This is a genomic window from Haemophilus sp. HN_Hi08 (assembly GCF_049824455.1).
GTDB lineage: Bacteria > Pseudomonadota > Gammaproteobacteria > Enterobacterales > Pasteurellaceae > Haemophilus > Haemophilus influenzae_D.
Map to the genome: position 1 here is coordinate 1,093,623 of NZ_CP187493.1, position 19,013 is coordinate 1,112,635.

The window sequence follows — 19,013 nt, forward strand, 5'->3', positions numbered from 1 at the left end:
TATCCTATTCAAAAGTAAATATTGTTGATTTGTTGCTTGATACATCGCCGCCGAAACCATAAGGCACATTTAAAATGCAGTTCATAATCGCCCATGATAAATCGCCATGGCTTGCATCTTCCGAACGATCCGAAACATAAGTAATTTTCCCTGTGCCAGTAATGCGTTTTTTCACCGTCATAAAACTACTCACGATGTCATTGTCTCCACTATCAAATTTCAGGCGACGTTTTTGAATTAAGTTTTGTGTTTTTAATACCATTTCATTTTTTAGATCGGCGTTATACTCTAGGCCTTGCGCCATTGGATAAAATTTTCTCACTTCCTGATAAACGCCCGACCCCATCCCCGTTTTATCAATCACGATACGAGTCACATTGTAATCATCACAAAACTGCTTAATGCGGCTTGCTTGTGTTTCGTAATCCATACCGTGAAAAGTTTGTTTATGTAAAACGCGATAATCGCCCCCTTCCACTTTCGGCGGTACAACAATCACTAAGGCTGCACGGTCGCCAGTAAAAGCAGGGTCATAACCTAACCACACTTCACGATTGCCGAATGGGCGTTGATAAAATGGCTTGTAATCGTGCCATTCTTCCAAGCTATCCACCTGGCAGAGTTGCAAATCGGAAAACTTGAAAGCAGAACTATTATCATCGGCAAATTGACACAAAAACAACTGTTCAAATTCTTCTTTGCTGTTTTCTGCGATTAGGTCATCAATGTTGAATAGATTGCACCCACCTTCCATTGCATCATAAATACTCACAATCTGCTTCCATTGACGGTCGGCACAAAGTTTTCCGCTTTTTAAATTCTCGTGCGAAATGTCAATTTCAACTTTATCCGCCTTAGCCCGATTTTTATTAAATGCTTTTCCAGAGAAAAACGCATAAGCAGGATGTGCAATCGTGGTCGGCGTTGAAAAATAGGTTTGGCGATACATTTTTTGCGCCGCCATACCTGATGCCACTTTTCGCATCACATCAAATTTAGGCACTCAAAACACTTCATCAAAATATAAATTGCCGTGGTAGGATTGAGCTGTAGCGGAGTTCGTCCCAAGGAAAATCAATTCTGCCCCATTTGGCATTTTGATGGTTTCGCCTTTTAAATCTACATCTGCCGTCTGCTTGGCGTAATTCACAATGTACGATCGAAACTGTAAGGCTTGTTTTTTACTGGCAGACAAAAAGATTTGATTGTGTCCCGTCGTCAAGGCGTCAATAAAGGCTTCATGGGCAAAATAGTAAGTCGCACCGATTTGTCGGCTTTTTAAAATATTTCTGATTCGATGTTCTTTCGCCTTGTGCCAAATTCGCTGATAATTAAACATCCCATCAAGAAAGCCATTAATCAGCAATTCCTCTTGTTCCTGATCAATGGCATTGGGTTCGGTTTTCTTGCGATCACCCTTGTTGCGGTTCGCCAGTTTCGGGTTTAAATCTACTTCGTTGCCATCGCCAAAAGAATATTTTTTTACACTCGCCATCCGTTCCATTTGGCGACCAAGCAAATCAATTTCTTTGTAATCTGAACTGCTCTTTTCTTCTTTCGCAATCAGCAAATTTAATCTTGTCTCAAGTGCCAATTCCACCCGACCGACAGGCGCAATATCGTCCCACTTTTCTCTGTCTTTCCAACTGGCAATCGTTGATGCAGGAATATCAAGCTGACGAGATATTTCAGCGATTTTATAGCCACTGAAATACATCTGCTGTGCTTTACGTTTGATTTCCGCCGTTACTTCGGGGGAAGGTTGATTAATAACTTGTTCGTCCATTCCTAATCCTTTCTATTTACAACCGCATAATAGAAAGGGGGCGAATGTTAGTCTTTCCGCTTGCTCTGTGAATCGGCATACAACAAAAGCAACTCATAGACCACCAAAATTAAACCTTTCAGAATAATGGCAATCTTTGAATCAAACCAACCATCGCAAGGATAACCAATGGCAAAAAAATCTAAATGGGTCATTGTTGCAACTGAAGGGGCAACAACTGACGGCCGCACAATTCAACGCAACTGGATTGAAGAAATGGCCGAAAGTTACGATCCAAAAAACACCTATGGTGCACGTATCAATCTCGACCACATCAAATTCTCTTTATACATGCCAGAACTAGCAAATTCTCATTGCTTTGGTGATGTATTAGCCGTGAAAGCAGAAGAACGTGAAGACGGCAAATTACAACTTTTAGCTCAATTACAGCCAACTGATGCACTTATTGCATTAAATAAAGAAGGGCAAAAAGTTTACACCTCCGTTGAAATCGACCCCAATTTTGCCGACACGGGCAAAGCCTATTTGGTCGGTTTAGCCGTTACGGATAATCCAGCAAGCTTAGGCACAGAAATGTTAAGTTTCTCACACAATGGTTTAAATGCTCGCAAGCTAAAAACAGATAACCTTTTCACTGCCGCTATTGAAACTGAATTGGAATTTGTGGAAGAAACACAAAGCATCTTTGAAAAAATCAAAGGCTTGTTTGCGAAAAAAGAAAAATCAGACGATGAACGCTTTTCTGATCAAACACAAGCCATTGAGCTTTTAGCCGAGCAAACCAAAGAAACCTTGGAAAAATTAACCGCACTTTCTGACGATTTAGCCAAACAACAAGCCGAAATCGAAGAAATGAAAGCAGGTAATGCGGAAATCCAAGCAACCTTTGCAGAACTCAAAAAGCCGGTTGAACCCGAAAATCCTCGCCCTTTAGTTTACGGTGAACAACCTGAAACTGACGGCCGCTTCTTTTAATTTATCTTAGGAAAAAACCAAATGAATAAATTTACCCAACAAAAATTTAATACTTATGTAGCTGGTGTTGCAGCAGATAACGGCGAAGATGTGGCATTCGTTGCAAATGGCGGTCAATTTACCGTTGAGCCAACTATCCAACAAAAATTAGAAAATGCCGTGCTTGAAAGTTCTGATTTCTTGAAACGCATCAATGTAGTAATTGGGCTTGTTATTGGTTGAAAAGCACCCTGAACAAGCACTGGCATATTTAGAACGTGCTTTGGGTTTAGATCAAAAAATTGGTGTGAAAGGCGACATCAAGAAACTAAAAAAACAATTATCAACAACTGAATATTGATGTTGTTTTAATGCCCCGTCTAAATCGCCTGACCGACTTGGCATTTTAGGAAAATTTTTCTTGTTTGAGAGTAGCGAGTTAAAAATTTTCAGTTAAGAAAATGACAACAAAGGGCAGAAAAGCGATTTAATCAGGGTGTGTTCTTTGGTTCTTTCTTGCACAAGCAAGAAAGAATATAAACCGAGCAAACCACGCAGCCGTCGGGCGGATTAAAAGTGCGGTCAAATTCTGACGGATTTATTAGCCGTGCTTAATTTAATCCTCACCCGACTTTTTTTATAAGGGTAAATCAATGAGCGACGGCGCAATATCAGTCAAACTTGCCCCTGATTATGAAATGGGCGAAGTACAGCAACAGTTAAATGATTACGATACGTTAGATGACATTATCAGTAATGACGGTTTCTTCCCCGATATGTCACTTGCTCAATTTCGTAATCAATACCGTGCAGACGGCACCATTACCACACAACGTTTACAAGAAGCCTTGATTGAGGGCATGGCAAGCGTCAATGCAGAACTCTCCACGTTTAAAACGCAAAGCAAACACGACAGTTTAGAACAGATCACTGCCCCATCAATCAATGGCGAAAGCGTGCTGATTTATCGTTATAAACGTGCGGTAAGTTGCTTGGCACTGGCAAACCTTTATGAACGCTATGCAAGCTACGACAGCACTAACGATGGCGAAAAGAAAATGGCACTACTCAAAGACAGCATTGATGAATTACGCCGTGATGCTCGCTTTGCGATTAGCGACATATTGGGCCGAAAACGCGTCGATGCGGAGTTAATCTAATGCAAGTTTACGCACAACAAAATGACAATTTAGATGCCATCCTTTATCGCCATTTTGGACGAAGTGAAGGCTTGCTCGAAATAACTTGCGAACTCAATCCACATTTAATGGACAAGCCCATTATTCCCATTGGTACGGTAGTCAATTTGCCAGAAGCCGATACAGAAAAAATCAGTGTAGCAAATGACACAATTCAACTTTGGAGCTGATATGCACGACACACCATCAAGAGCGTCTTACACATCAGGAATATTCGCTTTCTTAATTGGACGCATTGCCGATATGTTCTCAAATGTAAATTGGGCTGATGTCGCATCGATTACAGGTATTGTGATTGGTGTCGCCACCTTTCTTGTGAATTGGTATTACAAGAAAAAAGACTTTGAATTAAAAGAAAAAGAACTGAAACAACGGAGCCATCATTATGATTAAACGTTCAGCTAAATACATCTGCGCCATATCCGCCATTGTTGGACTTGTGATTGCCACTCATGGGAATGAAATTCGAACATCAGAAAAAGGCTTGTTACTGATTGGCAATGCAGAAGGTTGCATGAAAAAGCCCTATCAATGCCCTGCCGATGTTTTAACAGTCGGCATAGGCATAACCGATGCCGTTGAAAAAATTGACCGCAATAAAATTTACACCTTGCAAGAAATTGCAGAGTTATACGTAAAAGGCATTAAACAATCAGAAAAATGCGTTAATCAATACGCCAACGGGCAAACTATGCCACAAGGTGCATTTGATGCCTTAGTGTCCATTACCTTTAACGTAGGATGTGGCAAATTAAAAAATAGCTCACTTTTTAAAATGGCACGCCAAGGCTACAGCAAAGCCATGTGCGGTCAGTTTGAGCGTTGGATTTATGCCGCAGGAAAAGTGCTAAAAGGCTTAATCGAACGCCGACAAAAGGAGAAAAACCTATGTTTAATTTCTTAACTGCCAAAGAAAGAAGCATTTTACTTATCGGGCCAATACTACTTGTACTCTTGATTATGTTTCTGGGATTTGAGGCTAATTATTGGCGAAAAGAAATGCTCAAAGAAGAACAGCTAAAACTGAAATGGCAAAACGCTTACATTGAGTTAAATCATAGTGTTCAAAATTTTGCCGAACAGCAAGCACAACTTATTCAAGCCGTAAACAACCTCAAAGCAAAATCAACAAACACAGGATTTAAAAAATGTACTTAAATCAAATCAAGATTGGGCTGATAGCCCTTTGCCTGATGATGTTAAACGCCTGCTCAACTCAGCAGGAAATCATTAAGTCGCCGATTCTTTGTCCGCAAACCACAGAGTGCAGTGCCTATTCGCCACAAATCCGCACCAATGGCGAATTAGCCGAAGCCTATTTACGGACACTGCACCACCTTGATTTGTGCATTATCGAGAACTCAAGTTTAAAAAAATGCATGGATGAATTTAATAAAAAGGAACAGCCATGACAGATCAATTCGACCGAGCACAACAGCTTGAAGAAATGCAACGCGAAATCGCCCTGAAAAAACACCGCACTTTTAAAGCAGTAAGTCGCCTTTATTGTGAAGATTGCGATGCACCCATCCCAGAAAAACGCAGACAAATGATTCAGGGCGTAACACGTTGCGTGGTTTCTAAAAAAGAGGGTAATAACGTACAAATTCATTACGCAAAAGAACCAGTATGGGATGAACCACCCCGAGTAAAAGTCTACTTGGAAAACTGGGATTCGCCAATTTTTGAGGGGGATATAGTCTAATGGCAACAGTAGAAGAAGTTCAGGCAAAATTGACCGCACTTATTGCCAATCTTTCTCTGCAGGCACGTAGACAACTTGGGCGAAAAATCGGGCAAGCCTTACGAAAAAGACAATCGAACCGAATTGCACGCCAACAAAACCCCGATGGTTCTGCCTTTGAACCGAGAAAACCACGTAAAGAATTTAGAAAAAAAAGGGCGAATCAAACGCAAAGCCATGTTCGCTAAACTTCGCACCGCCCGACATTTAAAAGTGCGGTCAAATGGTAACGAAGTTTCAGTGGGTTTTAATGGCTCAAGTGCCGCCATTGCTACAGTGCATCAATACGGTTTAAGCGCTAGCCCATCTAAATATAAAGATTTCAAAGTGCAATTACACCAAAATCAATTGCAAGCCCAAGTAAGCCAACAGACAGAATAAATAATGAAAGTATCGCAATCATATTTCCCCCTTTTGCTTGCTCGATTATTGAGCTAAATAATTAATCTTGTTAATAGAAAAGTGAATAAAAATGAATAATTTACAACTTACCGTTTTATTAAATGCCATTGATAAAATTTCTGCTCCAGTTCGCAGTGCATCTAAAAGCGTTAATGAGCTATCGGCAAAACTAAAAGAAAGCAAATCGATTCAGCGACAACTAAATCAGCAAAATAAACAGCATCAAGCTGCAATGAAACAATATGCTTCTGCTATCAACCCATTGAAATCAAAATTAGATTCACTAAATCAAGAATTAGAGCAAGCCAAACAAAAAGCAGCGTCTTATGCTCAATATATGAAGAATGCTCAACATCCTACTGCAGGACTTCAAAAGGAAGTAGAGAAAGCGAAAAGTGCGGTAAAAAACTCAAGCAAGAACAAATTGATGCAGCAAATAAATTACAGCAAGCACGCCAAGAATTAGCAAAATCAGGCATTTCTGCAGAAAAACTCGCGCAAAAGCAAAGAGAACTGCAGAAAAATACCAAAAGCGTAACGGATCAAATTAAAAATCAAGAAGCCGCATTGAAGAAACTCAACGCTAAGCAGGCTGCTTATAATCAATATCGTGGGCAAGTTGAAACTCTCAAAAGTATTAGTGGAAAAGCACAAATTATTGGCGCTCAAGCCTCTGCTGCGGGTACAACGATCACTGCACCAATTGTCAATTCCATTCGAGATTTTATGTCGTTTGAAGATGTTATGGCGGGGGTCGCTCGCCAAGTTCCAGGGCTAAAAGACAAATTTGGGCAATTTACTCCTAAATACGATGAATGGAAAAATAAGATTAAACAGCTTTCAACTGAATTACCTCTTACCACAAATCAAATTGGTGACATGGTTACTGCTGCAGCGAGAATGGATATTCAGGAAAATGAATTGGAAGATTTTATTCGCTTAAATACCCAAATGGCGACAGCATTTGATGCAGAAAACCCCGATGAATTAGTAGAGTTATTTGGTAAAGTACAGAAAAACTTTAAATTAACCACCAAAGATGCCAAAGAGCTAGCCGATACTATTAACTATTTAGATGATAATGCCATTTCAAAGGGGACAGATATTATTAATTTTCTAAATAACACATCAGGAATTGGTAATTTAGTCAAAATTAGTGAAAAGAATCTTGCTGCACTTGGTTCAACTTTATTAACGGCAGGAAACGAAGCCAGTACATCAGCCAAAGCAATCGAAAGTACGTTCAACCGTCTAAGTAAAGCCACTAGAATAAAACCCGTTAATAACGGACTAAAAGCGTTAGGTTTAGATCCAAAAGCGATTCAAAAAGCAATGGTAAAAGATGCTCAAGGCACATTAATGATGATTGTTGAAAAAATAAAAAAATTGCCTAAACATTTATAGGCTGGCGTAATTAGCGATATTGCAGGCGGAAATTATAATACCCAATTAGCAGGGCTTGTTGCCAATACCGAAGAATGGCGCAGACAAATTGAACTGGCAAATAGTGAAGAAGCTAAAAATAGTATGGCTAGGGAATTTCAAACCCGAATGACTACTTTATCAGCAAAATGGCAATTATTTAAAAATCGTTTATTCAATGTAAATAGTTCTGTAGGAGCCAGTTTAAAAAATACGATGACTAGCTTAATGGACGGAGTTGGCTATTTGCTTGATAAAATCCAGACGTGGATTGATAAACATCCTAAATTAACCTCTACTATAGCAAAAACAGCAGCTGCAGTTGGGGAAGTTTAAGCCTATTAGGTGCATTAAGCCTTGCTTTAAGTTTTATACTTTACCCCGCCGCACGGCTATTTTTAGGCTTATCCAAATTAAACGTAATTCTTCCTAAATTTTCAGGACATTTATCATCTGCAGGGCGGCTAATATTAAGAGGATTACTTTCTCCGCTAAAATTAATTGCACTGGCTATCAGTCCACTAGGGATAGTTAAATGCGTGGGCTTACGACCAACCTACATTGGATTATATGTTGTTATATCAATAACCAAGCTAAAACAAGCATAAAGTGCGGTTAAAAAAGCTAATAAAAGAAAGACAAGGAATTAGCTTAAAACTAATAATATTTTGTAGAAATTTTAAAAAATAAAACCGAGCATTTACTCGGTTTTTTCTTTTTTAGAACAGATTGCTAATAAAAATCACTAAGATGATCACGGGGACAACAAATTTCACGTAGTTAAACCAAATTTTGATAAAAGTTGAATATTTTGTTGAAGAAAGTTCTTTTTTGGCTTCATCTTTTAATACAAAACCAACGAAAATAGCACAGCCAAGTGCGGTCAGCATAAAGAGAATATTTCCACTGGCGTAATCATAGAAATCAAAAATGCTTTTGCCGAAGATGGTTACGCTTTTCCATAGATTATCCCCTAAAATTGCTGGAATATTGCCTAATAGAAAGATCCCTCCAAGCGTAAAAATAATGGCTTTACCACGACGCATTCTGAGTTTTTCTTGCAATGCCGTGATGATTACTTCATAAATTGTGATGGAAGTCGTTAGTGCGGCAATTAATAATAAGCCGAAGAAGATAATCGCAAAGAATTTACCTGCCCATAAGTGAGAAAATACGATAGGTAAACTTTGGAATACTAAAGTTGGCCCTGCGTTTGGTTCAATCCCAAAAGTGAAAAGTGATGGGAAAATCATAAAGCCAGCAAGTACAGCAATAATTGTGTTGGTAAAACCTGTGATTACGGCGGTGTGGATTAAGTTTTCTTCTTTATTGAGGTAACTGGAAAGGGTAATTAATACGCCAAAACCAAGGCTTAATGCGAAGAATACTTGACCTAAAACGAAGATAAATAATTGTGGGGTAATTTTGCTGAAATCAGGTTTTAAATAGAATGTAATGCCTTCCATTGCGCCCGATAATGTTACGTTGCGAATAACCATTCCAATTAAGAAGATAAATAGCAGTGGCATTAAATATTTTACCGAACGTTCAATCCCACCAATGATACCCTTTGCCAAGATAATGTAATTCACGACAACAAATAAGAATGTGTAGAACATAATTTCATAAGGGCTGTTGCCGATATGAAGATCGTAGAAATTTTTGGCAATGTCTTTTGTGATGGGGCTTGAAATGTCCAATGTACCGTTAATTAGGCTGATGATATAAGAAATAACCCAACCACCAAGCACCATATAATACGCCATAATGCCAAATGCACCGAGTAAGCCCATATAACCTAATATTTTCCAATATTTAGAAATGCCTTTTCCTTTGTCGAGAATTTTATCGCCGAAGGCATCAATAGAATTTACACGTAAGCGGCGACCTATCACGTTTTCAACTAAAATCATTGGGATACCGATTACAATCATTGCGATGCAGAAAAGTAGAACGTAGGCACCGCCACCATTTTCCCCCACGAGATAAGGGAAACGCCAAGTTGCACCGAAACCGACAGTTGCACCTGCGACCGTCATAACATAAGTTAGGCGGCTCGACCAAGTTTGTCGCTGTTTATTATTTGTTGTCATTTTTTATCCTATTTTTAATAAAAAGTGCGGTAAATAATTAGGCTGTTTTACCGCAAAATTAAAATTCAACTTTTTCTTTATATTCACAAAGATCTTCAATAATGCAAGATCCACAACGTGGTTTGCGTGCAATACAAGTGTAGCGTCCGTGTAAAATCAGCCAATGATGAACATCTACTTTAAATTCATTAGGTACGACTTTAAGCAGTTTTTCTTCCACTTTTACCACATCTTTACCCGCTGCAAAATTAGTACGATTGCAAACACGGAAAATATGGGTATCCACGGCAATGGTTGGGTGACCAAATGCTGTATTTAGTACAACATTGGCTGTTTTTCGCCCAACACCTGCTAATGCTTCTAAGGTTTCACGATTTTCGGGGATTTCGCCGTTGTGCTTTTCGATTAAATCACGGCAGGTTTTGATAATATTTTCTGCTTTACTATTAAAAAGCCCGATAGTTTTAATATAGCTTTTTAAACCGTCTAATCCTAAGTCTAAAATCGCTTGAGGCGTGTTTGCCACGGGGAATAGTTTCTCTGTTGCTTTATTCACGCCTTTATCCGTTGCTTGTGCCGATAGAATGACCGCAATTAATAATTCAAAGGGCGAGTTATACTGTAATTCTGTGGTTGGGTGGGGATTTTGCTCCCGTAATCTTGTGAGTATTTCGATTCTTTTTGTTTTGTTCATATTTTGTAGAAATTAGTCTATTTTATTTATTGAAATTATTTGTTTAGAAGGTTGCAAGCCCCCTTCCGTCACTTCGTGGCACCTTCCCCCGCAAGCAGGGGAAGGCAAGATTTTTTTGAACCTCTTTTTGTCACTTTGTGACATCGCCCTGTAAGTAGGGGAAGCAAGATTTGGTTGCCTTATTTTTTTACATTATCAATTCGATTTTTTATGGCGAGGAGCAAGCCTAAGCCTATAAATGCGCCTGGTGGCAGAATGAAAAGTAAAAAGCTACTGTCTGTATGGTAAATATGGTGCGTTAAAAATTTTGCTTGTTCGCCGAATAGATTTTCGATGCCCTCAAAAATCGTGCCTTGCCCAATAATTTCACGCAATGCACCGAGTACTGTTAAGCTAAGTACCATTCCTAATCCCATTGAAAATCCATCCCAGATCGAATGGAGTAAGCTGTTTTTTGAGGCGAATGCTTCTGCACGACCGATAATAATGCAGTTAGTCACAATTAATGGAATAAAAATCCCCAGTGATTGATAAAGCGTATAAGTGTAAGCATTCATTAAAAGTTGAACCGCGGTTACTGTTGTCGCAATAATCATCACGTAGATTGGAATACGGATTTCCTTAGGAATATATTGACGGAAAAGGGAAATGACCGTATTTGTGCAAGTGAGTACAAGCATTGTTGCTAAGCCCAAACCAAGCGCGTTGGTGGCGGTGCTAGACACCGCTAAAAGCGGACAAAGCCCGAGAAGTTGGACAACCGCAGGGTTATTTTTCCAAATTCCTTGAGTAAAAATATCTTTCCAGATGGATTTTTGTTGATTTTCAACCGCACTTTCTATTTTTTCTTCTTCAAGTGCGGTATTTTTTTCAGTTAAATCTGTCATATTATTTCACTTGTGTTGAAAGCTGTTGTAACAAGGCTCGATTATTTAGCATGATTAATGCTGAGCGTTTAGTTTGATTAACCACTGCGCGAGGTGTAATGGTTGCGCCAGAAAATTGATCAAATTTTCCGCCATCTTTTTTGACTGCCCATTCGCTTAAATTATGTTCATTAATCGATTGATTTGTGAAACCTAAAATCCAGTTAGAAATTCGGCGTTCAATTTTATCGCCTAAGCCTGGTGTTTCGTGATGTTCAATTACTCGTACTCCTAACACTTCGCCTTTCGGATCTAATCCTACAAGCAAGCGAATATCGCCAGAATAACCATCGGGCGCGGTGGTTTCATAGGCATAGGCAGAAACATTTCCATCTTTTTTCGCAAAATAAATTTTCTGAATGCCCAGCAAATTTTTATCTTGAGGAATAACCGCACTTTCTAGCAAATTATTGTTGAAATAATCTTGTGGAATAACTTGTAGAAGTAATTCTCGCTGTTGTGCTGCGATTACCGCATCAATTTTATCTTTTGTTAGGAAGAAAATTCCTGCAGAAATTATTGTGCAAAGTAGGGCAATAAAGCCTAATAATATGCCGTAACGCGATGTGATTTTTACTGTACCCATTATTTTTTTCCTTTTATTGGATAACCAGATACGCGAGGACGTGTGTAATGATCGATAAGTGGAACGCAAATATTACTTAATAAAATAGCAAATGCCACGCCGTCGGGATAATTTCCGTGATAACGAATGAGATAGACAAATAATCCCACTAATGCACCAAAAAAAATTTTTCCTCGTGGTGTAATGGAGGCTGTGACAGGATCTGTGGCAATAAAAAATGCACCAAACATCATTGCACCGCTCACGAGTTGGCTAATTGCACTTAAATGCGTGAAACCAGTGAAAGCGGTGGCTGTGGCTAAACAGAAAAAGGTTACGATCATTGCCACTGGAATTTGCCAGTGAATGATGCGTTTTAAAATAAGGAAAATTCCGCCCACTAAGAAAGCCACATTGACTTGCCACCAGCCTTGAGCAAAGTCGGTTCCATTACCCATAAAAATCGGTAGTTTAATTAATTCATAAAAATCATTTAATTGAGTGTGACTTTTATAGAAAATTTTTGCGCTATCTAAGGGGGTGGCTTGGGTAATACCATCAATGTTATGCGTAAGTTGTGAAAGCGTAAACCCATCAGTGGTTAAGCCTGAAAATATTAATGAAAAGGCATCTGAAAAAGTTGGTGTTTCCTGTAATAAATTAATTGGTGGCATCCAAGTTGTCATTGGTAATGGGAATGAAATTAGAAGAATTACATAGCCAATCATCGCAGGATTGAATGGATTTTGCCCTAAACCCCCATAAACTTGTTTACCTAATAAAACTGCACAGAGTGTTCCAATAATGATGACCCAATAAGGTGCATAAGGTGGAATAGCCATTGCCAAAATTAATGCAGTCAGGGCTACGCTGAAATCTGAAAGATAATTGAGCGGCTTTTTGCCGCGTAATTTTATTGCAATAAATTCCGCAATAATTGCCGTGCCAATGGCTAATGCGGATTGAATTACCACGCCAAATCCAAAATAATAAATTTGCGTGAAAAAAGCGGGCATCATTGCCAATATTACCCAAAGCATAATACGCGCTGTGAGTTTCCCCGAATGGGTATGTGGAGAGCTAACCATTTTAAACATTATTTTATTCCTGATTATTTTCTAATGTTGCTTGTGTTTTTGCTAATTTCTTTGCTTTTGCTCGAGCAATAGCAGCGGCTACGGCGGCTTTTTTAGGGTCAAGTGCGGTTGAATTTTCTTCTGTTTTTTCTACCGCATTTTTTGTTTTTTCTTCATCATTTTCTACGGTTTTTGAATTTGAAATAGCTTCGGCGGTGCTATTTGCTTGCGCAAGTTTTTTCGCTTTTGCACGCGCAATAGCAGCGGCTACGGCGGCTTTTTTAGGGTCAAGTGCGGTTGAATTTTCTTCTGTTTTTTCTACCGCATTTTTTGTTTTTTCTTCATCATTTTCTACGGTTTTTGAATTTGAAATAGCTTCGGCGGTGCTATTTGCTTGCGCAAGTTTTTTCGCTTTTGCACGCGCAATCGCTGCGGCTACGGCGGCTTTTTTAGGGTCAAGTGCGGTTGAATTTTCTTGTGTTTTTTCTACCGCACTTTTTGTTTTTTCTACTTCATTTTCTACGGTTTGAGAATTTGAAATAGCTTCGCTAGTGCTATTTGCTTGAGCAAGTTTCTTCGCTTTTGCACGGGCAATAGCAGCAGCTATAGCCGCTTTTTTAGGGTCAAGTGCGCTTGAATTTTCTTGTGTTTTTTCTACCGCACTTTTTGTTTTTTCTACTTCATTTTCTACGGTTTGAGAGTTTGAAACAGCTTCGCTGGTGCTATTTGCTTGCGCAAGTTTTTTCGCTTTTGCACGCGCAATCGCTGCAGCTACAGCTGCTTTTTTCGGATCAAGTGCGGTTGAATTTTCTTGTGTTTTTTCTACTTCATTTTCTGTGGTTTGAGCGTTTGAAATAGCTTCGGCGGTGCTATTTACTTGCGCAAGTTTTTTCGCTTTTGCACGGGCAAGTGCGGCTGCAACCGCTGCTTTTTTCGCATCGGTTGGCTGAACAGATTGTTCTTGATTTTCGACTTGAGATGCTGCTTGCTGACGAGCTAAACGGCGAGCCTTACGTTGTGCCATTAAATCTGTGTTATCCGGTAAAACTTCCCCTTTTTCTGAGGTTAGTGTTTTAATCTGCGTTGATTCTGTTTCATTGGCTTTTTTCGCTTTCAAGCGTTCGAGTGCCGCCTTGACTGGATCTTCCCCTTTAGTTTGGGCTAATTCTTCACGGCGAGCCTGTGCTGCACGTTGTGAACGTGCTTTACGCTCTTGTTCTTCACGTTCCATCCGTGCTTGTTTTGCTTCAAAGCGAATTTTGGCTTCATCTGATTTCTTTTGTTTTTCTTTGATTTGCCAAATTTTTGCTTTTTCTTGGCGGAAATACTGAATTAGAGGAATATGGCTTGGGCATACGTAGGCGCAAATCCCACATTCAATACAATCTTTGAGGGCGTATTCTTCCGATTTTTTGTGATCTTCACTGCGCGCAAACCAATAAAGTTGTTGTGGCATTAAATTTACTGGGCAGGCATCAGAACAGCTAGAACAGCGAATACAAGCCTGTTCTGCTTCAGGTTCGGCATATTCAAGATAATCTGGAGCAAGTAAACAATTGACAATTTTTGTCACAGGCGCATTGAAGTTTGGAAGCTCTAGTCCCATCATTGGCCCACCCACAAATACAGGAAAATACTTGTCAAATTGATAGCCAACATCGCTCAATATTTGGGAAATGGGTGTGCCAAGACGAACCCAATAATTACCTTTTTCAGCGATTTTATTTCCAGTAAGGGTAACGACACGTTCAATTAAAGGCTCGTCATTTATAACTGCTCTTTTTATTGCAAACATTGTTCCCACATTTTGCATTAATACGCCAATGCTGGACGAACGTGCACCACTTGGCACTTCTATCCCTGTGAGCAAATAAATCAGTTGTTTGGTAGCACCTGAGGGATATTTTGTTGGAATGATCCGAACGCTAATGTCATTTGCTCCCTGTAGTGCTTTGCGGATTGCCTCTATGGCTTCAGGCTTGTTATCTTCAATGGCAATGACAACTTTTTCAGGACGCAATATATAACGTAAAATACGAATGCCTTCTATTATTTCATCAGCGCGTTCACGCATAAGACGGTCATCACAAGTGATATAAGGCTCACATTCTGCACCATTGATAATTAAGAGTTTGACTTTTTGCTCTGCTGACTGAATTTTGGCAGCAGTCGGGAATACCGCACCGCCTAAACCTGCTATACCTGCTTGATAGATTTTGTGGATAAGTTGTTCTGGTGATAGCGTTGAAAAATCATCAATAGGATTACGTTCGATCCATTGATCTAAACTATCTGCTTGTAAATGAATTGTGGGTTCATCAAGACCTGAAGGATGGGTGGCAACATAAGGTTTAATCGATTTAATTGTGCCAGAAGTGGGCGCGTGAACTGGCAACATACGCAAGCCATCGCCTTTTGTTAAGGCTTGTCCTTTTAAGACGTAATCGCCCTCTTTTATTAAGAGATTGCCTGTTGTTCCTACGTGCTGTTTGAGTGGAATGTAAAAATCCGTGCCGAGAGGCAGATGGCGTAATGGCTGTGAATTAGATTGAGATTTCATTTCTGGTGGATGAATGCCACCTTTGAAATCCCATAATTTACCGGAATTGAAACGAGATAATACGTCCGCCATTTATTCCCCCACAACCAATTTTTTTTCAGAGCCATCGACATTCATTACTGGAATAACAAGTTTTGCATCAAATTTCCAATCCCAATTATCGATATTTTTTTTCACGGGAATCATTAAAATACAATCTGTCGGGCAGGGAGCAACACAAAGCTCGCAACCTGTACAAAGATCGGGAATAATCGTGTGCATTGCTTTATTTGTACCAATAATGGCATCAACGGGACAGGCTTGGATGCATTTTGTGCAGCCAATACACATATTTTCATCAATAAAAGCGACTTTCTCGATAGGTTCTTCTACGCCATCCATTGTTGGCACATCAACCCCTAGAATTTCGGCAATTTTTACGATAGTTGTTTGACCACCTGGAATACATTTTGTGATTTCATCGCCATTGCAAATGGCTTCAGCATAAGGCTTACAACCAGGATAACCACATTGCCCACATTGGCTTTGCGGTAAAATAGCATCAATTTTCTCTACGACAGGATCAGCTTCCACTTTGAGCTTAATTGATGCAAAGCCCAAAATTGCACCGAAAATTAAAGCAAGTAGCGTAATTACGATGAATAAAAAAGTCATTATTTCTTTCTTTTTCCTGAAAAATACTGAGACAGCCCAATAAATAAAATTAAGAGAGTTATTATCATTAAAAAGTAAATCATTTTATTACTTTACAAGTCCTGTAAATCCCATAAAAGCGAGGGACATTAAGCCTGCAGTAATTAAAGCAATGGCTGAACCGCGAAAAGTGACTGGTACATCAGCTGCGACTAAACGTTCACGAAGTGCGGCAAAAAGTACCAATACTAAGGAAAAGCCGAGAGATGCACCAAAACCATAAACGACAGATTCTGTTAAATTATGAGCAAGATTTATATTTAATAGTGCGACACCAAGTACTGCGCAGTTTGTGGTTATCAAAGGCAAGAAAATGCCGAGTAAACGATATAATGTTGGACTTGTTTTGTTTATTGCCATTTCGGTAAATTGCACCACTACAGCAATAACTAAAATAAACACTAATGTACGTAAAAAAGTGGCATTTAAGGGAATTAGAATATAATGATCAACTAAATATGCACAAAGGGAAGCAACGGTTAAAACAAACATTGTTGCTAATCCCATTCCCACAGCCGTTTCAATTTTTTTGGATACGCCCATAAAAGGGCAAAGTCCTAAGAATTTTACCAATACAAAATTGTTAATTAATGCGGTTCCGATAATTAATAAAATATAGTGCGTCATTATTTTTTGCCTTTTGAATAGGGGCGTTATTATCCCTATTTATGGAAGCAAGAACAATAGAAAATTTTGCTAAGGGGAAATGCTAAATAGCGATTTTGGTCTTTATTCATACCACTTTCAATCATTCGGAGATTGTCCCAATTTGGCCAAGAACCAAATTGACTGCCATCTTTTTATGAATTAAATATAATAAAACCCCTAAAGATTGGAGAGTGTCTTAATGACAAAGATTTGTCTTGTAAACATAGAAATAAAAACTTCTGTCTTTTTTGTGAATAAATGTTTAGTACATAAAGTCTTTAGACTGTTTTGCACTATAACGATGAATGATATTTATCGCACTTTCTTCAGCTTGTCGTCCGAATTTTTTTATTAGGGATTTTTTTAAACGGTATTTAACATTAAGCACCTGTTTTTCTTTCATTTTTTCCAAAATTAAATCATCACTCGTTGAGATTTCATCGACAAGTTGTAATTCAATGGCTTGTTGTCCAAACCAATGTTCGCCTGTTGCGATTTTATCAATATCTAGGCAAGGGCGATTTTGTGAGACAAACTGTTTGAATAATTTATGTGTTTCTTCCAATTCTTGTTGAAATTTTTGTTTGCCTTTTTCCGTATTTTCGCCCAATACGGTCACTGTACGTTTAAATTCGCCCGCAGTCATTACATCTACATCGACATCGTGTTTTTTCAATAGTCGATGAACATTTGGAATTTGAGCGACAACGCCAATAGAACCGATAACAGCGAAAGGTGCGGATACAATTTTATCGGCAACGCAAGCCATCATATAACCGCCACTTGCAGCCACTTTATCAACGGCAACGGTCAATTTTATGCCTTTTTGTTTTAAGCGAGACAATTGAGAGGCTGCAAATCCATAATTATGCACAATGCCACCAGGACTTTCTAAACGTAGTAATACTTCATCTTCAGGTTTGGCGACATTTAAGATAGCTGAAATTTCTTCGCGAAGTGCGGTTGTTTCTGAGGCTGAAATATCGCCGCAAAAATCTAATACATATACGCAAGCTTTCTTTTCATCTTCTAAAGTATCGCCTTTTTTCAATTTTTCTTTACGTTTTTTAGCATTTTGTTTTTCAGCTTTTTTTTCTGCTTTGGCTTGCTGTTTTAGTTCTTCTTCAGAAAGATTAAAATCACGTAATAAACGAACTTGTTCATTAAATTCTTTTGATAAATCTTTAATTTCTAATTCTCCCGTTTTAGACTTCTTATGTTGGCGATAAGAAATAATCAAACCAACAATAGCAAGAATGAGTAATAAAATTGTTAAAATTTCCAAAATAAAAATTCCATAGCCTGTTAAAATATCGTTCAACATTGTTACTCCCGTTGATATTTAATGGATTAAATTTTCACGACACTGGTTTAGTGTGTAGATCGCCAACATAATAAAACATTGTGATTGTTTTTGCTATTTATAACAAAAAATTTTAAATTAATTCTTACTTTTTATATTTTCATTTTGCTTAATTTGGCATAGCATAAGCGAGTATTTCATTTATACCAAAGGAGCAATTATGAAATTACGTGCTGTTGTATTAGGTCTTGCCACTTTATGCGCAAGTACGGCAACCTTTGCTGGAATGGTTTCTACGTCATCTAATCTTGAGTTTTTAGCGATTGATGGTCAAAAAGCCTCTAAATCTCTCGGAAAAGCTAAGACATTTACTGTAGATGATACCCAAAGCCATCAGGTTGTTGTGCGTTTAAATGAAATTGTTGGTTCAGGATCGAATCAATCTCTTTTTGAATCTAATCCTGTGATTGTGACATTTCAAGGTAATGCTGAAGATTTAGTTATTTCTGCACCAGTTATTCGTAATCTTGACAGTGGCGATAAATTCAATCAAATGCCAAATATTACTGTGAAAACAAAATCAGGTAATGCTATTTCAGCGAAAGTGGATGTGTTAAAACAAGAAGGTTTATTCCCAAGTGCTAATGTGCTAAATGATCTTGCTGAATATAATGCTTCTGGTGCAGCTGCATCAGTTTCTGCATTTGCTGCAACAACTTCTGCTAATTCAATGGTTGCTGCTCCAGCAGGTAATGCAAAAGCGAATAAAGGCAAAGTGGTTATTCAGGGCGAAAATGTTACAGAGCAACAGCTCCAATATTGGTTCCAACAAGCGGATAAAGAAACTCAAACACGTTTCTTAAATTGGGCAAAATCCCATAAATAATGACCGCACTTTATACAATAAAAAGTGAGCCTTGTTGCTCACTTTTCTATTTTGATAAGGAT

General features: G+C 38.6%; 17 protein-coding genes and 7 pseudogenes. 14 read left to right on the plus strand and 10 right to left on the minus strand.

The annotated features are described in order from the left end of the window. Positions 1 to 4 precede the first annotated feature (4 nt). Positions 5 to 1,786 (minus strand): annotated as a pseudogene (locus ACPT8O_RS05360) (terminase large subunit domain-containing protein). Positions 1,787 to 1,954: 168 nt separating this feature from the next. On the opposite strand from ACPT8O_RS05360, the gene ACPT8O_RS05365 reads away from it, so the two are divergent. The 13 genes and pseudogenes from ACPT8O_RS05365 (at position 1,955) to ACPT8O_RS05425 (ending at position 7,843) form a co-directional block, all read left to right on the plus strand. Then, positions 1,955 to 2,761, plus strand: coding sequence for a GPO family capsid scaffolding protein (locus ACPT8O_RS05365; protein ID WP_021035395.1), 807 nt, complete (start codon positions 1,955 to 1,957; stop codon positions 2,759 to 2,761). Between the two features lie 21 nt (positions 2,762 to 2,782). Further along, a pseudogene (locus ACPT8O_RS05370) lies at positions 2,783 to 2,965 on the plus strand (P2 family phage major capsid protein); the annotation flags it as partial. After that, positions 2,964 to 3,101: pseudogene (locus ACPT8O_RS05375) on the plus strand (phage terminase small subunit); the annotation flags it as partial. The pseudogenes ACPT8O_RS05370 and ACPT8O_RS05375, both read left to right, overlap by 2 nt. A 292-nt stretch (positions 3,102 to 3,393) precedes the next feature. Next, positions 3,394 to 3,900 (plus strand): head completion/stabilization protein, encoded by a 507-nt coding sequence (locus tag ACPT8O_RS05380; RefSeq protein ID WP_021035392.1) that lies wholly within the window; start codon positions 3,394 to 3,396, stop codon positions 3,898 to 3,900. Then, complete coding sequence (locus tag ACPT8O_RS05385) at positions 3,900 to 4,109, plus strand: tail protein X (RefSeq protein WP_021035391.1); 210 nt, start codon at positions 3,900 to 3,902, stop codon at positions 4,107 to 4,109. The genes ACPT8O_RS05380 and ACPT8O_RS05385 overlap by 1 nt, the downstream gene beginning before the upstream one ends. Before the next feature lies 1 nt (position 4,110). After that, positions 4,111 to 4,332 carry a phage holin gene (locus ACPT8O_RS05390; protein ID WP_005689816.1) on the plus strand — a complete coding sequence of 74 codons (222 nt, stop codon included), beginning with the start codon at positions 4,111 to 4,113 and terminating at the stop codon, positions 4,330 to 4,332. Then, positions 4,325 to 4,843 (plus strand): lysozyme, encoded by a 519-nt coding sequence (locus ACPT8O_RS05395; protein WP_021035389.1) that lies wholly within the window; start codon positions 4,325 to 4,327, stop codon positions 4,841 to 4,843. Before ACPT8O_RS05390 ends, ACPT8O_RS05395 begins: the two co-directional genes overlap by 8 nt. Then, positions 4,828 to 5,173 (plus strand): annotated as a pseudogene (locus ACPT8O_RS05400) (chemotaxis protein). Before ACPT8O_RS05395 ends, ACPT8O_RS05400 begins: the two are co-directional and overlap by 16 nt. Next, positions 5,088 to 5,351 carry an Rz1-like lysis system protein LysC gene (lysC, locus tag ACPT8O_RS05405; RefSeq protein ID WP_041175355.1) on the plus strand — a complete coding sequence of 88 codons (264 nt, stop codon included), beginning with the start codon at positions 5,088 to 5,090 and terminating at the stop codon, positions 5,349 to 5,351. Before ACPT8O_RS05400 ends, lysC begins: the two are co-directional and overlap by 86 nt. After that, positions 5,348 to 5,560 (plus strand): annotated as a pseudogene (locus ACPT8O_RS05410) (TraR/DksA C4-type zinc finger protein); the annotation flags it as partial. The gene lysC and the pseudogene ACPT8O_RS05410, both read left to right, overlap by 4 nt. Before the next feature lie 83 nt (positions 5,561 to 5,643). Beyond that, positions 5,644 to 6,064, plus strand: a pseudogene (locus tag ACPT8O_RS05415) (phage virion morphogenesis protein). 91 nt (positions 6,065 to 6,155) lie between these two features. Further along, complete coding sequence (locus ACPT8O_RS05420; RefSeq protein WP_227894314.1) at positions 6,156 to 6,551, plus strand: hypothetical protein; 396 nt, start codon at positions 6,156 to 6,158, stop codon at positions 6,549 to 6,551. Between the two features lie 278 nt (positions 6,552 to 6,829). Next, positions 6,830 to 7,843 (plus strand): annotated as a pseudogene (locus ACPT8O_RS05425) (phage tail tape measure protein). Positions 7,844 to 8,226: 383 nt separating this feature from the next. On the opposite strand, the gene ACPT8O_RS05430 reads toward ACPT8O_RS05425, so the two are convergent. From ACPT8O_RS05430 to sohB, 9 genes are all read right to left on the minus strand, one after another. Next, positions 8,227 to 9,600 carry a sodium-dependent transporter gene (locus ACPT8O_RS05430; protein ID WP_041175354.1) on the minus strand — a complete coding sequence of 458 codons (1,374 nt, stop codon included), beginning with the start codon at positions 9,598 to 9,600 and terminating at the stop codon, positions 8,227 to 8,229. A gap of 58 nt (positions 9,601 to 9,658) precedes the next feature. Beyond that, entirely contained in the window at positions 9,659 to 10,294 is a 636-nt protein-coding gene (nth, locus tag ACPT8O_RS05435) for an endonuclease III (protein ID WP_021035385.1), read from the minus strand. A 179-nt stretch (positions 10,295 to 10,473) separates the two neighbouring features. Continuing rightward, positions 10,474 to 11,181 carry an electron transport complex subunit E gene (locus ACPT8O_RS05440; protein WP_021035384.1) on the minus strand — a complete coding sequence of 236 codons (708 nt, stop codon included), beginning with the start codon at positions 11,179 to 11,181 and terminating at the stop codon, positions 10,474 to 10,476. Between the two features lies 1 nt (position 11,182). Next, entirely contained in the window at positions 11,183 to 11,806 is a 624-nt protein-coding gene (rsxG, locus tag ACPT8O_RS05445; protein WP_021035383.1) for an electron transport complex subunit RsxG, read from the minus strand. Next, positions 11,806 to 12,882, minus strand: a complete 1,077-nt coding sequence (gene rsxD / locus ACPT8O_RS05450) for an electron transport complex subunit RsxD (protein ID WP_041175353.1) — start codon at positions 12,880 to 12,882, stop codon at positions 11,806 to 11,808. Before rsxD ends, rsxG begins: the two co-directional genes overlap by 1 nt. A 4-nt stretch (positions 12,883 to 12,886) precedes the next feature. Next, the gene (gene rsxC, locus ACPT8O_RS05455; protein ID WP_054249408.1) at positions 12,887 to 15,493 is read right to left on the minus strand and encodes an electron transport complex subunit RsxC; all 2,607 of its coding nucleotides are present in this window, start codon (positions 15,491 to 15,493) and stop codon (positions 12,887 to 12,889) included. Beyond that, positions 15,494 to 16,075: an electron transport complex subunit RsxB gene (rsxB, locus tag ACPT8O_RS05460; protein ID WP_005631904.1), complete on the minus strand. Its 582-nt coding sequence runs from the start codon at positions 16,073 to 16,075 to the stop codon at positions 15,494 to 15,496. It abuts the gene before it with no gap. A gap of 87 nt (positions 16,076 to 16,162) precedes the next feature. Continuing rightward, the gene (gene rsxA, locus ACPT8O_RS05465) at positions 16,163 to 16,741 is read right to left on the minus strand and encodes an electron transport complex subunit RsxA (RefSeq protein WP_005631902.1); all 579 of its coding nucleotides are present in this window, start codon (positions 16,739 to 16,741) and stop codon (positions 16,163 to 16,165) included. A gap of 283 nt (positions 16,742 to 17,024) precedes the next feature. Further along, positions 17,025 to 18,086, minus strand: coding sequence for a protease SohB (gene sohB / locus ACPT8O_RS05470; protein ID WP_021035375.1), 1,062 nt, complete (start codon positions 18,084 to 18,086; stop codon positions 17,025 to 17,027). 199 nt (positions 18,087 to 18,285) lie between these two features. Between sohB and ACPT8O_RS05475 the strand changes: the two genes are divergently transcribed. Continuing rightward, entirely contained in the window at positions 18,286 to 18,951 is a 666-nt protein-coding gene (locus ACPT8O_RS05475) for a curli polymerization inhibitor CsgI-related protein (RefSeq protein WP_021035374.1), read from the plus strand. The last annotated feature ends 62 nt before the right edge of the window (positions 18,952 to 19,013 follow it).